We start from the raw sequence: 16,094 nt of genomic DNA on the forward strand, positions 1-16,094 counted from the left end.
TAAAATAAAATAAAATAGAAGTTAAGGAGCCCCTGCATAAGGGCTGAACCCTTCTTGGAAATGCTCACATAATTTTTCCAATTCTTCTGGAATGTTTATTTTTTGTGTACAGTAATCTATGCAAGTTTCACACTTGGTGCAATCGCTTGCAGGAACCTTTTCATCCCCTAACTTATCATAATACAGCCTATAGATATTTGATTCCGGCTGTACCTTATGATAATTGTATAAGGTGAAATATTCTGGAATTGGAATCTCCAGAGGGCATGCCTTAAGGCAGTATCCGCATTCACTGCAAGGGACGGCAAGATCTTCCCTTAACTTATCCGCTTCATTAAGCAGGAATTCTGTTTCCTCTTCTGTTAATGGCTCAAAGTTTTCAAAGGTATTGATGTTTTCCAATAGGTCTTCCATCTTATTCATGCCGCTTAAGACTATCTTCACATGTTCCAATGATGCACAGAATCTCATTGCAAAGCTGGCAATTGACTTATTTTCATCAAACTCCTTAAAGTCATTTTCAATATGTTCCGGCTGATTTACAATCACTCCGCCTTTCAATGGTTCCATAACATAGACCTCAAGGCCATGCTTTACGCATAAGTCATAGCATTTATGGGCCTCAATGGCAGAATCCTCCCAATCCAAATAATTAAGTTCCAATTGGACTATATCAAGGATATCAGCATACTTGTCAAGGAATTTCTCAAGGAGTTCAGCATTATCGTGGAAACTAATGCCTATTTTTTTAGCAACTCCATTCTCCTTCATGCTTTTAACATATTCAAATGAATTATGCTCTTCAGCCAATTTAAGCCAAGGAACATTTATGTTATGTACAAAGAACACATCAAAATAGTCAATTCCAAGCCTTTCAAGCATGATATTTACAAACTTTTCATTGTCCTCTTCACTTGTCAATGCCCATGTAGGCATCTTATCGCAGATTTGATATGATTCACGGGGATATCTTTCAACCACTGCCTTTCTGATGGCTGTCTCACTTTCTCCATTATGATAGGCAAAAGATGTATCAAAGTAGTTGAATCCCTTTTCCATATAGATATCCACCATTTCATTGAATAGTTCCTGATCTATTTTTGCAGGGTCATTCTCATCAGTTTGAGGCAATCTCATGCATCCGAAACCGAATTTTGTTTTATAATTCATTTTTAATCTCCAAATATTTTTAAAATCACAAAAATCACAAAAGATTATACAAAATTAAAAAAATTGTATGAAATTTTGAAAATATTCTTTCAAAATTGTTGTTTTATTGTTATATAATCATAATTTTAATTTATTGTAAATATAAATGTTTTTATATGAAAAAACAATAGCAATTTATTTCTTCCATATTCTTTTATTTTACTAAAAAAAGCCCGAAAATACTTATTATTTAAATTTGATTAAAATTAGGGATTTATATAAAAATTGCTATTTACAAAACTTTATAAATTACTATTTATATAAATATTATTGTATCAAAAAATTCTAGATAACTTCATGAAAATATTCTTGAATTTAGAATTTTATTTAATCTTACAAATATAATTTCTAAAGTAAAGGGATTTTAATATGCAATTTCGAACACCATCAAAAAACAACACTATATCTAATAAGGATATTGAGAAGGAGTTTAAGAATCTAAGAAAGGAACTCTTGGATTTGACCTTAAGAAACCCTCTTCTTAGCTTCAAGCCAAGGAATAGGAATCTCAGTATCATTAATCAAACACCAATGAATGCATATAAGATCCTTGTTATAGAAAACAAGAGGATGTATTTCTCCCCTAACAAGGCAGAGACTAAAAGATCCAGGGCTCACACTTTCATAGACCAGACAAAGGAATTCCTGTCATCAGAAACCGATAAGACTTTAAAGGCTGATTTGACACCTAGTGAGCTTCAAAGAAGACTGTTTTATATTGACCAGCAATCCAAGACCATGGTTCAGGAACAGGGTTACAATATCCTATACATAGCCTTGGGATTCATAGAATGGATTGACAAGAAGAAACCTAGACAAAAGAATTTAGCACCTCTCATTCTTATTCCTGTAGCTTTGGAACGAAAAAAGGTTGGAAACTCATTCTCATTGTCCTGGACAGGTGAGGACATTCAAAACAACATATCCATCCAAGCCAAACTCCGAGAAGCGGGAATAGAACTGCCTAAATTTGAGCAGACTTCCTACATAGAAGGGGTTAACCAATATTTGGCAGATGTCAAGAAGGCTATCAGACCATTTGGCAAATGGGATGTGAAGGATGATGTTGCATTGGGATTCTTCTCATTCACTAAATTTGTCATGTACAATGACTTGAATCCAGAAAGCTGGAGCAAGGATGTCGATTTGACTGAAAATGAGCTGATTCAAGCAATATTCAATCCAAGCAAAAACATCTATGAGGATACATTTGAAGAGGAGGATGTGGATGAAAAACTCCATTACAAGACAATGTATCAGGTATTGGATGCCGATTCCTCACAGATTGCAGTTATAGAAAACGTAAAGGCAGGGCATAACCTTGTTGTGGAAGGGCCTCCTGGAACCGGTAAGTCACAGACCATCGTAAACCTGATTGCAGAGCTTATCGCAGAGGGAAAGACAGTTCTTTTTGTAAGTGAAAAGATGGCTGCATTGGAGGTTGTAAAAAGCAGATTGGATAGTGTAGGCCTTGGAAAATTCGTTTTGGAATTGCACTCACATAAGACCAGACGAAAACAATTATTGAAAAACCTTAAAAAGGCAAGCAATGTAAGGGCTACAAGAGACTTGAAGCTGGATCAAACCCTTAGAAAGCTAGAAAACCTACGTGACCAATTGGACGAATATGCTGAAGTCATTCATGCTCCTGTGGCAAATGTGAATCTCTCACCATTTGAACTGTATGGTATGAAGGAGGCATCTGAAGACTATTTCGCACGTCAGAATAGAATGCTGCCATTGGTGAGATTCGATAATGCTGAAGACCTGTCCATGAAGGATTTGGATGATATAATAATTTCATTGGAGAACCTGGCTGAATTGTATTCCACAATTTCCAAAAACAATCCATGGAGCTACTGCAATCCTAAAAGCCTGCTTCCTGCTGATTTAAGGGAAATTGAATTATTGATTAGAGACAGTTTAGAGTCCTTGAATGATTTCAGATATGAAATGAACATCGTCAATGAGGTCTATGGAATAAGAATACCAAATACCCTTAAGGAATATGAGGATTCAATAACCGCCTTGAATATTCTAAACAGTGAAAGCGCCAATCTGGTGGACAGTTCAGTATTGCTTAGCAAGCATTGGTTCAACAATCCTGAGAAATCATTGGAATTAATCAAATTACTTCAACATTATCAGCATGCTTCCGGATTATTCAATAAGTTTTCAGACTATCTGCTTGTTGCAGACTTGGATACAATCATATATGATTTGGAAAGGGAATCCAATAAGAAATTCAAACTATTTGGCGGAAATTCCCATAAGGAAGAGCTTTATAAGCTTTATAATGGAAATGTGCCAAGCGATAGGGAAGCTTTAAACGATTTGATAAAAGTTAGAAACCACATCAAGATAAGACAAAGTCTAAATGACAATGAAATCCTTGGAAGGGCATATTTCGGTAATCTATGGAGCAAGAATGCAGACATTAATGAGTTGAAGCAAGTGGCAAACTGGATGAACAAGTTTGTCTATCTCATTAAAAATGGAACTTTCAGTGAAAATACCGTTAAAATGCTTTCAAATGACCTTTTCCTACCGGATATAGATTCCGGCATTGAAGAATATGTTGAAAAGGGCAATAGGTTCTATGAAAACCTTAAAAAGCTTGAATCCAAGTTAAATCCAAGAAGCAGAATCATATTTAAAAGAGAAACAGATGATGTTCCATTTGATGCTTGGGAAAACCAATTGAACAAGTGGAAAGGACAATTGTCAAGCCTCCATTTATGGTCACAATATTCCAATACCAAAAGGGCATGCAGAAACAGCGAAGCATCATTATTCATAAAGACCATTGAAAAGAGAAACATCAAAAAGGATGATGTCAAATCTTTGGTTTTAGGCAATTTTGCAGACAGCCTTTTAAACATTGTATTTAATGAGAATGATACTTTGGCAACCTTCATTGGGGAATTGCATGAGAATAGAATCAAGGAATTCAAGGATTTGGATGTAAAGATCATCAACTTGAATAGAAAAAGGATTTTCAATAAACTAAACAGTGAAATTCCTAAGATATATGGTGCTGCAAATGACCCTGAAGCCAAGGTATTGGCTGGTGAATTTACAAGAAAAAGCGGCCATTTGCCTGTTAGAACATTATTGGAAAAGGCAGGAGGAACCATTAAGAAGATCAAACCTGTCTTCATGATGAGTCCATTGTCAATTGCACAATATCTTGATCCTACCAATCCTAAACTGCAGTTTGATGTGGTCATTTTCGATGAGGCAAGTCAGGTAAAGCCTGAAGACGCTTTAGGCGCATTCATGAGAGGAAAGACTGCTGTTGTAATGGGTGACACACAACAATTACCACCAACAAGCTTCTTTGATCAGATGACTGACAGTGAAAGCGGTGAAGAGGTTGCTACCGCATTGGATATGGAAAGCATATTGCATTTATGTAAATTATCATTCCCAGTCAAAATGCTCAAATGGCACTATAGAAGCCGTCATGAGTCTCTAATCAATATTTCAAACAGGGAATTCTATGACAATGAGCTATTGGTTTATCCATCTCCATCACATACAGACCCTGAATTAGGTCTTAAGTTCCATTATAATCCTAATACCCAATATCATAGGGGAGAAGGCTCTGCAAATCCTCTTGAGGCAAAGGACGTAGTCAAGGAGATATTCAGACACTTTGAGAGATATGGTGACAAAAAGAGTTTAGGTGTCGGCACATTCTCTGTAGCTCAAAAGAATGCGATTCTAGAGGAATTGGAGATTGAAAGGAAGGCACATCCTGAATTTGAAGCTCTCTTTTCAGAAAATAAGGAAGAAAGATTCTTCGTCAAGAACCTTGAAACCATTCAGGGAGATGAAAGGGATGTCATATTAATCAGTGTTGGATATGGTTATGACACTGAAGGAAAGATGTCTCTAAACTTCGGTCCATTGAATCAGGACGGAGGAGAAAGACGTTTGAATGTTCTTGTCACAAGGGCAAGGGAGAAATGTGTTGTATTCACCAATTTCAGAGCTCATGACATTCATTTGACTGCAAATCCACCATTTGGTGTAAAATCATTGCAAAGTTTCCTGGAATATGCTGAAAATCTGCATTATAATCAGGATGTTCAGTATGATGACTATGATGAAGCTCCATTTGAAGATGCAATCTACAATTTCATAGCAGAAAACGGTTATGAAGTGGACAAGAAGGTAGGTTGTGCTGGATTTAGAGTGGATTTGGCAATCATAGACCCGGATAATCCCGGAAAATATATCTTAGGTATCCAATGTGATGGCCATAACTACGCTTCAAGCAAGGTGGCAAGAGATAGGGATAGGCTGAGAGAGCAAGTATTGAATGGTTTAGGCTGGAACATCTATCATATCTGGTCAACAGACTGGTATAGAAATAGGGACTTGGCAAGAGCTAAGCTATTGGAGAATATTGAATCAACAATCACAAGCACTAAAGTAAAGGACTTGAAGAAGAAAATCAACGACGTAGAATCAATGAAAATCAACCCTGTAACCACTGTTGTCCTTGGAAAAGATGATGAAAATGAAGATGATGATTATATTGCTGATAATGAAGAGGATGATATAAGCATTATTGATAATGATTTGGCCAATATCCAATCCATTAAGGAGGAGATGGATGAAAAGGCTGAAAAGGAAAAAGAAAAGGAAGACCTGATCAATAGGTATTTGGAAGACTTTGATGATGAATTGACTAAAGAATCTTCTGATGAAAGCAAATCATCTGTTGAAGATAAAACTTCTATTGAAGATGAATTTTCCATTGAAAATATTCCTGATCTTGTTGATGATGAATATGATGAATCTATTCATATTAATGAGGATATAATAAAAGAAAAAGATAAAAAAGTGGATATTCCTGTTGAAGATAAAAAACCTATTCAAAAAGAAATAGATGAAATACCGGATATTCCTGTTGAAGATAAAAAACCTATTCAAAAAGAAATAGATGAAATACCGGATATTCCTGTTAAAGATAATATAATCAATGAAAAAGATCAACTGAAACAATCCAATACTCATAAAAAACAGGAAAAAAGTCAAAAAACTAAATCTAAACAATCTAAGAATACAAAATTCAATTCATCTAAAGATGATGTCTCCTCTAAATTTGAAGGAAAATCCAAAGTGAAAGAATCTAAAGTTAAAGGGGATGCTTCAAATAAAAAAGACGTTCTTGATGGGGAATTCAAAGTCAAAGAAAGAGCTCAACGTTCTGAAAGTTTTGAAAATTCTTCAAATAGAAACAGAAGCAATGATAATAATAGGGCAAAATCTTTAATGAACAGATTGAGGAATATAGGGGATGAATTAGTAAATAATAAGCAAAATAATGATTCTCAAGACATTAAAGAACCTAAAAAGGTTCAAAAAGAACAAAAAAAGAAAATAGAAAAGCCTAAAAAAGAAAAATCAATTGATAAAGCTCAAGAGCAAATAAATAAAAAATCAAATAAGAAAGAAGTTCAAAAAGAAACTAAAATAGAAATTAAAGATGAATCTATTGATTTTGATAATGAAAGTAAGGATAATGAAATAGATGAAAATGTAAATCTTTATAAAGAAGAGGAACTAAATATTATTGAAGATAATATAGAATATGATGAAAAAGATAATACTGAAGAAATTTTCGAATATGCTGAAGAAGATATAATTGAAAATAATATAAACGATATAAGCGGTGCCCCAGTATACATCTTTGAGGATGATGAAGAGGATATGGATGATGTAATTGTATTCGGCCTTGAAGATGAAGAAGAGGGCATTGAAGAGATTTCAGAAGATATTATCAATGAGATTAAAGAAGAAGATATGGAAAACAATGAAGCTGAAGGTATTGAAAATATGAGAGAATATAAGGCTCCAAGAAGAAAGAAAGACGATGATCAATTCAATGATTCTCCAGATGTTATTGTTCCTATTAGTGCTGAAATGAGAAACAATAATCAAAACGATCATTACGATGAAGATGTAGATTATATTTCTCCTATCGATGATGAGGAATTTGAGGAATATTTAGAAGAATCTGAATCAGAAGATGAATTTGAAGAATTTTTTGAAGAATCTGATGATTTGAATGAGGAAAGCAATAGAGAATCTCAAGCAAATGATCATCCACAAACTCAAAATCATCCAGCACAAGACCCTAATGATCCTGATAATCCGTATTATTACAGTGCAGTTGGAATTGAAAATGCCCTTAAGAAGAATGCTGTTCAATACCCTAAAAATAATGACAGGAACAAGACTGGAATTGCAGGAACGGTCAATAGCCTTAAAAATGAAATGCTCTACTTAAAGGCTTCTATGGATGAGATAGAGAATCCTACTGAAAGGGAAATGGTTTATGTTATAGACCGTAATGCAGATGATGAGTTCTTTGAAGATCCATATGACCCATATATAGAACCTGAAGTTATTTATAATACTCAAAATACAGAAAAGGATAACTATGAATCATTATTTACCTCTAAAAAACATGAATATTTAGATAAAATCGAGGAATATACCAATTCATCTTCTGATGTTGAATATATTGAAGATTCTTCTGATTCATTTTTAAAGGATATTCCTGAATTCGATTATATTGATGAGGAATCTGAACCTATAATTCCTATTGGTCAGGAAACCGAAATCTATCATTCTTCTGATGATTATTCCCAAATTGCTGAAACTATACCTGAAGAATCAGTTATTATAGAGGAATTAGGTTCAGAATTCATTGAAGATGATGAATTTGAACATATAGATGACATCGAAATCGATGACGATGAATTTGAAGGAATCATCACTGATGTAGGTCAAGGCTATCAGAACTTGGAGGATCAAAGAATACAGGAAGCTAATGTTCTCAGTGCTGTAGATAATACCAGATTAACTCCTTCCGGTAAATTAAGCGATTATATTGAAGACTACAAGGAAATTGAAGACATAATCATCAAGTCTCCAGCTGAAATCTATGACGATGAGAAGAAATTGGCTACTGCTGTCATGGATATAGTTGCTGCTGAAGGTCCTGTTCATATTGACATTGTTATTCGTAGATTAAGAGAAGGCTGCGGCTTATCCCGTGCAGGAACTAAATTTAAGAATACCATACTTGATATCATTGACCGCAATGAAAATCATTTGCTTTTGATTAGAGAAAATGATTTCTTGTTCATAGACTATGACTCTGTAAAGGTTAGAAAAAGAGTTAAGCCAAATATCGACATGATTTCTGAAGTTGAAATAGAAAAGGCCATTGATTTGGTTTTAAGTTTTGAAAAATCCTTGAAAGTTCAAGATCTGGCTAAAAATGTTTCCAGAGCTTTCGGTTTTAGATCAACATCTAAAAAGACTTCAAATAAGATCACTTTAGTCATAGATTCCATGATTGGCAAAGGAATTTTAATCAATAATAATGGTAAAATAGAATTCAGATAATTTTATTTTACTATACATTTTTTATATTAAATTTATCTTTTTTTATATTCAAATTTTTATTAATTCTTTAATATAAATGAGGCTTTCTTTTTAAATTATTAAATATTACTTCAATTTTATAATTTTGAACTAATTGATATACATATCCTTATTATTTTTTAATATTTTAGTCAATTTTTATAGAATCTCCATATCCTTATGATCTAATAATTTTCTACTTTAATAATTTTCTAACATCATAATTATCAGAATAATTAATATTATTACTTTTTCTATTATAATTATTATTTATTTATTACTTTTTTCTATATTTGTAATACTTAAATTTTTTTAAAATTATTAAAAAATTGAAAAAAAGTAATACTAAAATTTTTATATATTATTACTAATTTTATAAAAAGTAATACTGTATTGATTTTTAAAAGTAATAAAAAATTGATAATTATTATTACTTAATTATTATTTATTTGATAAAAAGTATTACTTTTTATAGATCTTATAATTTTAAGATTTTTTAATTATAAATCCTGAAAATTTGGAAATATGATAAATTTTTTGGCATTAATAAAAATTTCATTTTGAAAGATTAAAACAAATAGAGAGAAAAATAATTCAGCTGAAAAATAGTACTATTTCATATCATAAAATGCGAACAGTCCATGTTATTGAAAACTATATTGCAATTTTTCTTATGAAAAATCTGTTAGTTAGATTTCAAGTGTAAAATGAAAAATTCTGGCCAAAAATCAAAAATGTTCTAAAATATAAAAAAGATACAATTACATATATATCAATTAGTTGTTTTTTGATAGTTTTGAATATTGTATATTTTTAACTTCGTTATACTGTAGTTTAACGAAGTAAATTTTTATAAAAAATTCATGAAAATCAGCTAAATGGCCTTCTTTTTGATTAATGAAAAATCGATTTTTTTATAGGAATTTTTTCAAAAATAATCATAATTTCTTAAGATCTGTGTTTATTGAAAATTATTAGATTTATTATCACAATTTTATTGGTCATTATAATATTCTATTTATCCCTATTATTAAATTTAAAAAAATGGAAATTTGTTTAATTTTATACGAATAGTTTAATTATTTTAGAATTATTTTATTCTGTAAAAAAATTATAAATTTTAAAATAATTAAAATTAGTTTCATTTAATACGAATTGTTTTAAATTATAAAAATAAAAAAATCAGTTCGAATATAAAAAATAATTAGTTTTATTATAAACTAATAGTTTAATATAATATAAATTGTTTGTTAATTTACAAATAGTTCAGTAAAAAAGAAATATTTTTATATAATGCAAATAGTTAGTAAAATATAAAACAAAAATTTATCAATTTTCTTAAAAAAAAGCAAGTATGAAATTAAAAAAAGTAAAAAAAGAAATAAAATTACTTTATTTCCTCTAATTCTTCCAGTTCAGCCTTGAATTTATAATCCTGGAACTGATAATACTTAAATCTATAAGGCATTTTAGATCTTTTAGGTCTCTTTTTAGCTTTAGGTTTATTCTTATTCTTAAGCCTATCCAATTGAGCCCTCTTTTTTTCTCTGTTTCTTTGAGCTCTTTGAGCTTGTGTTGTGGCTAATAGTTTTTTATTTCTTCGGTGGTGAGGAGGATTATAGGAATTTCTATGAATTAGTCTTCTCCTGCTTCTAATAATTGATATTGACATTTTAAAACCTAAAATAAAAAGATCTGAATTTATAAAGTATTGGTTCTTTTATCTAAAGTATTTTGAATCTCATCAATCCTATCAACTACTACACGAATGGCCTGTTCACCATTTCTAGTAGGATTAATACCTTGTTCAACTAATAATGCATCTCTGATATCTCTTAATCTGTCAATAGAATCAATTTTCATAATAGTACTATAAAACATAATTTCACCATATAATTGAGATAAATTGTTAAGCATATCTAAATTATTATTCTAAAAAATACAATTAAATATATGATTTTTCTAATATTAATAGTTATTAGTAAAAATTGAAAATAATGGAATATTTATTTAAAAAATAGAAAAAAGAATTAGAAGATAAAATTAGAAAAAAATTAATAAAAAAAAATTAAAATAAAAACGAGTAATATCCTAAGATATTACTTTATAATATATTTACTTTCTTTTGAACAGTATCGGCAACATAACCTAATGCAGTATTGGAATATGAACACTTCATAGTGTAAGTTCCTGAAGCCAAACCGCTTATAGTAGCATATCCGTTTTCATTGGTAGTTACTTTATAAGTATTTATATCGCAAGGTACTGTATTATTTAAACCAATGCTTAAACCTTTAACAGCATAGTTAAGGAAATTATTAGCCATTTCAGTAGCATTTCTTCCATAAACGTAATCCATATTATGGTCATTTAGATAAGACCCAGGATTGGATATACCTGTAAAGTTGCTAGGACTATAGTTGTCATCATGAGCCCTTTTAAGCCATGTGCAAGTAGCCAAATCGACTTGAGTTCTAGTAAATCCTAATACAACCCTATTATTATATTGCTTTAAATAATTCTGATACCATTTACTGCTCATATCATAAAACATACCACTATCGCATCCTCCAAAAATACAGAAGACACAAACATTTTCATATCCATATTTATATATGTCTTTACAATGTTCGTTAGGACCGATATCATCATTAACTAAAACAGTATATCCTTTGGATCTTAATATTTTAGCTATATCATTGATGAATTTCAAGTCCTTTTCCTTATTGTATATATTATCGGAATCAATGATAATGGTCTTTTTAGTCATCTTGACTCCAGTTCCTGATGATTGATTTCCGAACATGGAAGTGATGCTAACAGTTTGATTAACAAGAGGGTTTCCTTTTGAATCTGTCAATCTTATAGTAAACTCTCCAGGTGTGCCATTTTTCACGATTATCTTTGCAGTGGCATTAGTCAATACCTTAAGAGTAAATGATTTGCTGCTGGACTTATAGCCAACGGAACCGGCATACTTTATCTTAACGGCATAACTATTAACCTTTGAATCAATCTTCAATGACACTTTACCATTTGAGTCAGTGGTCTTTGTATATTTAGTGCCGCTGAAGTTTATTACAAGTTTTTCACCTGATACCGGCTTTCCGGAACCATCCTTCAAGTAGGCATATAAATACTTGCCTCTGACTACAGAGGAATTGGCAATACTGATTTTAGTGCTTGCAACATAAGATTTCAATTTAAAGGATTTAAATCCAGACTTATAATAGCCTGAACCATCATAATAAATCTTAGTTGTGTAATTACCAGGTTTTGAGTTAATCTTTAAGCTAACCCTACCATTCTTATCAGTAGTCTTATAGAAATATTTATAGACATTTTTGCTATAATAGAACTTAATTCTAATTGATTTATTGGCTAATGCCTCACCATTATAGGTTTTTAAGTATGCATATAGATATTTTCCTCTAATGACTGATTTGCTGGCAACACTGATATTGGTTTGTTGCCTATAGATTTTTAGAGTAAAAGACCTGTTGGATGGCATATAAGATGTTGAACCTGCAAATTTGATCTTAAATGCATATTTGCCTGCAGGATCTGTCAATTTTAAACTAATCTTACCTTTGCTATTGGTAGTCTTAGTGTATTTCTTGCCATTCAAAGTTATGGTAATAGTCTGATTGGCTATAACCTTACCGCTACTGTTTCTTAAGTAGGCATAGAAATATTTGCCTCTAGCAATTGATTTGCTTGTAACGGTTATTTTTGTTTCATATCTATAAAAATTAATAGTAAAAGAATTTTTGCTAGGGAGATAATCGGAATCTCCTTCAAATTTAGCTTTTAGTGCATATTTGCCTAAGTATGAGCTAAATTTTAATGAAATCGCACCATTCTTGTTGGTGGTTTTTGTATATTCCTTACCTGCAATATTTACTGTGATATTCTTGCCGGATATTGGATTTCCATCATTATCCTTCAGGTAAAGATAAAAGGTTGTACCTCTAACCACAGAAGTGCTTGAAATGGAAATGGATGTATTCTCTTTTGATTCCTCTTCATTATTTGTTATGGAAGAATCATCTTCATCAGGCATATTCTCTTCTGTAAGCCCAGTATTGGCCCCTGATGAATCTGGTGATAAATCATTTTCCTCATCACCATTTGAATTAGAATCACCATATTCAATCTGATTCTCATCTGAATCAGAAGAAATGTAATTGGCATTATCAACTGAATCGATTCCTATAGCGTCAGCTGAATCAATACCATTCAAATCATTGTCATTTATTTCATTAGCTGATATTACATTAATACTCAAGAACAATATCAATGCAAAAATCAGGGTAAATCTTATCTTCTTCGATATATTTACACCTCCTTTTTGAAATAAACTGTTCGTATAAACTGAATTTATCTATTTTAAATTCTTGTACTAAAATTTTTATTTTTTATCTTATATATACTTTTAGTAAAAATTGGCCTTTTTATTAGAAAATAAGCACAATTTGAGAATATTTTCCTAAATAAAAATCAAATATTAATTTTTGAAATTTGAATGATTTAAAAAAAGAATTCTTTGAAATAATTGCTCAAAAATATACTTAAAAATATACTTAAAAATATATTAAAAACATAAAATATATCAAAATATACATAATGAATAATTTTAGTTATCTATTTATTATAAAATAAAAATATATAATAATATTAAAATAATAGAAAACATTTAAAGAAATAAATGAAATAGAGGAATTTTATGAATTTTGATTTCAAAGAGATGATTTTGATCTTCCTTAGAGGCCTATTTATGGGATCTGCAGATATTGTTCCTGGCGTTTCAGGAGGAACCATTGCATTGATCACTGGAATTTATGAAAGATTGATATATGCCATCAGCCGCATAAGATTCAGTTTCCTAAAGCCACTCTTAAAGGGCAATCTCTCCGATTTCAAGGAAAGACTGATTGAAGAAATTGATTTTGAACTCTTTATTCCATTGGCATTAGGTATAGGAATTGCATTCATCACATTAGCTAAAGTGATCAGCTATCTTCTAGATACCCAAACAGCATATACCTTTTCATTCTTCTTGGGATTAATCTTGGCTTCTGCATATATATTATACACTAAATTAGGCAAATTCAATCTAAGATTGCTGATCATCACTCTAATTGGAATCATTCTGTCATATGTTTTTGTAGGATTGAACCCGATTGCAACAAACCACAGCCTGATTGTAATATTCATTTCAGGCCTTATTGCAATCTGTGCTATGATCCTGCCTGGAATATCAGGATCTTTCCTATTATTGCTGCTAGGGCAATATCAATACATGCTGAATGCCTTGAATTCAAGAAATCTCATAGAGATTTTCGTATTCTGCATTGGAGCGGCCATAGGAATCCTAGGATTTTCAAAGCTATTGAACTATCTGCTTGAAAGGTACGAATCCTCCACTATGGCATTTTTGATTGGTATAATGGTTGGAACATTAAGATTACCTATAAATCAGATTACAACAAACAATGGGTCTTGGTTCATTTGCATCTTGCTAGCCCTTATAGCATTTGCAATAATCATTGCTTTAGAGAAAAAATTCAAAAAGGAATAGTAAAATAATAAAATTCTGACAAAATAAATAATATTCTTAATAATCTTCCAAATTGGTGAAAAAATGGGTTTATTTGACTTTATAAAAAAAGATAAAAAGAACGATAAGAATAAAAAGGACAATAATGCAATTGATTTCAGTTCTTTAGAAAAAATAAGCCCTGATGATATAAGAATTGCCAAGGAAAAACGTCTTAAGAATGACTCCAGATCTAAAGAGGACGTTTTGAAGGATGAAGCATTTAGGGCAATTGCAATATCTCACGACAACAGAAACAACAGGATTGCTGCAGTTATGGAAATGAAGTCACAAGATGTTTTGGAAGATCTGGCTATGGACAATAAGGACAGATATGTGAGGACCATATCTGCATCAAGGATTACAGACCCTAACATCTTGAAGGAATTGGCATACAACGCCAAATACACTGACGTTAGGCAAATAGCCTTTGACAAATTGGACATGGAAGAAAATGTCCTTGCAGAAATTGCCAAATTTGACAAGAAAGGCAAGAACCGATTGGTCGCAGTTCGTGAAATTGAGGATGAACTTGTATTGATGGATGTCTGCCTCAATTCAAAAGACCAGAAAGTATGCTTCAATGCCATAGAAAGAATTGAAAACAATCAGATTTTAGCGGAAATATTGAAGAATTCAACTGACAAGAAGATCATAAACCTGATAATAAACAATGAGAACTTCACTGACGATGAGATCCTATCCAATATTGCATTGAATGAGGATTATGACAAGTTCATCAGGGTTGAAGCTTTGAATAAGTTGGATGCTGATGCCAATAATGACATCATTAAGGAAATTGCATTCAATGAGAAGGATGAGCATGTATGTTCCGCTGCAATAGAAAGATTAGGTTCCCAAGAGGACCTTATTGAAATTGCATTGAATTCAAAATCTTCATCATCAAGGATTAAGGCAACTGAAAAAATAGAAAATGAAGATGTCCTGAAGGAAATCGCCTTGAATGATGAGGACAAGTTCGTTAGAATTGAAGCAATAAAAGACATGAAAAATGAAAATATTCTTAAGGATATCTATACATCAGAGGACGATAGTTTCGTTAGAAGTGAAGCTATCAAGAATATTGAATCATTGACTAATTTAATTGATATTTCTATCAATGATGATGATTTAATTGTAGCTAAAAATGCTTTAAATAAAGTGATTTCCAATAGGGAAAATTATAGGGATGATGACTCTTTTGATTATGAAAGCAATTTGATGAAAGTTGCCATATCATCCAAACACGAGGAAATAAGTAAGTTAGCCATTGGCAGTATTGAAAATGAGGAGCTATTGGTAAAAGTCAGCGAGGAATCCAATTATCTGGACAGCCAGCTTGAAGCGATATCCAAAATAAGATCTGAAAATGTGCTGTCTGAAATTGCAAAAAGCAATAATGATTCCAATATTAGGTTTAATACAATCAAGAAGATTAAGGATAAAAAACTTTTAGAAGACATATCAGTTAATGGCCAATTCAATGATGCACGTATTGAAGCCATCTCTAAAGTAAAGAATCAGGAGATATTAACCGATTTAGCACGTAATGATGAAGATCCAAAGATTCGTGAGGCAGCCTGTAAGAACATTCAGAATGTGACTGCATTGGATGATATTGCAAATAATGACGAAGACAAATATGTCAGGGAAGTGGCTGCACAAAGGTCTAAATTGCTTAAAAAATAGCATCTGATTCTCTTTTTTTAAAAAATAATATATTAAAAACTAACTCTTAAAAAAGTAAAACTAAAAAAAAATTTAGAATAAAAATAAAAAATTTAAAAAAATTAGAAAATTAAAAATAATCTAAAAAAATAAAAAAATAGTAAATAAG

The 16,094-nt window shown here is 31.3% G+C and carries 7 protein-coding genes; 3 read left to right on the forward strand and 4 right to left on the reverse strand.

The window, feature by feature from the left end:
* Nucleotides 1-21: 21 nt before the first annotated feature.
* Nucleotides 22-1,170 carry an aldo/keto reductase gene (locus IJE13_RS07715; RefSeq protein ID WP_292778994.1) on the reverse strand — a complete coding sequence of 383 codons (1,149 nt, stop codon included), beginning with the start codon at nt 1,168-1,170 and terminating at the stop codon, nt 22-24.
* A gap of 408 nt (nt 1,171-1,578) precedes the next feature.
* On the opposite strand from IJE13_RS07715, the gene IJE13_RS07720 reads away from it, so the two are divergent.
* Entirely contained in the window at nt 1,579-8,640 is a 7,062-nt protein-coding gene (locus IJE13_RS07720; RefSeq protein ID WP_292778997.1) for a DUF3320 domain-containing protein, read from the forward strand.
* Nucleotides 8,641-10,045: 1,405 nt separating this feature from the next.
* Here the strand turns inward: IJE13_RS07720 and IJE13_RS07725 are convergent.
* From IJE13_RS07725 to IJE13_RS07735, 3 genes are all read right to left on the reverse strand, one after another.
* Nucleotides 10,046-10,330, reverse strand: coding sequence for a hypothetical protein (locus IJE13_RS07725; protein WP_292778999.1), 285 nt, complete (start codon nt 10,328-10,330; stop codon nt 10,046-10,048).
* Nucleotides 10,331-10,359: 29 nt separating this feature from the next.
* Entirely contained in the window at nt 10,360-10,539 is a 180-nt protein-coding gene (locus IJE13_RS07730; RefSeq protein ID WP_292779001.1) for a hypothetical protein, read from the reverse strand.
* Nucleotides 10,540-10,762: 223 nt separating this feature from the next.
* Entirely contained in the window at nt 10,763-12,946 is a 2,184-nt protein-coding gene (locus IJE13_RS07735; protein WP_292779004.1) for a hypothetical protein, read from the reverse strand.
* Nucleotides 12,947-13,435: 489 nt separating this feature from the next.
* Between IJE13_RS07735 and IJE13_RS07740 the strand changes: the two genes are divergently transcribed.
* The gene (locus tag IJE13_RS07740; RefSeq protein WP_292779088.1) at nt 13,436-14,239 is read left to right on the forward strand and encodes a DUF368 domain-containing protein; all 804 of its coding nucleotides are present in this window, start codon (nt 13,436-13,438) and stop codon (nt 14,237-14,239) included.
* A 63-nt stretch (nt 14,240-14,302) separates the two neighbouring features.
* On the forward strand, nt 14,303-15,946 hold the full coding sequence (locus IJE13_RS07745; RefSeq protein ID WP_292779006.1) for a HEAT repeat domain-containing protein: 1,644 nt from the start codon (nt 14,303-14,305) through the stop codon (nt 15,944-15,946).
* Nucleotides 15,947-16,094: the final 148 nt, after the last annotated feature.

This window comes from Methanobrevibacter sp. (assembly GCF_017410345.1).
In the GTDB taxonomy this organism is placed as follows: domain Archaea; phylum Methanobacteriota; class Methanobacteria; order Methanobacteriales; family Methanobacteriaceae; genus Methanobrevibacter.

Bases quoted from the DNA above. Each gene is read 5' to 3' on its own strand.
- IJE13_RS07715 (WP_292778994.1), bottom strand. From the start codon at position 1,170: ATGAATTATAAAACAAAATTCGGTTTCGGATGCATGAGATTGCCTCAA.
- IJE13_RS07720 (WP_292778997.1), top strand. From the start codon at position 1,579: ATGCAATTTCGAACACCATCAAAAAACAACACTATATCTAATAAGGAT.
- IJE13_RS07725 (WP_292778999.1), bottom strand. From the start codon at position 10,330: ATGTCAATATCAATTATTAGAAGCAGGAGAAGACTAATTCATAGAAAT.
- IJE13_RS07730 (WP_292779001.1), bottom strand. From the start codon at position 10,539: ATGTTTTATAGTACTATTATGAAAATTGATTCTATTGACAGATTAAGA.
- IJE13_RS07740 (WP_292779088.1), top strand. From the start codon at position 13,436: ATGGGATCTGCAGATATTGTTCCTGGCGTTTCAGGAGGAACCATTGCA.
- IJE13_RS07745 (WP_292779006.1), top strand. From the start codon at position 14,303: ATGGGTTTATTTGACTTTATAAAAAAAGATAAAAAGAACGATAAGAAT.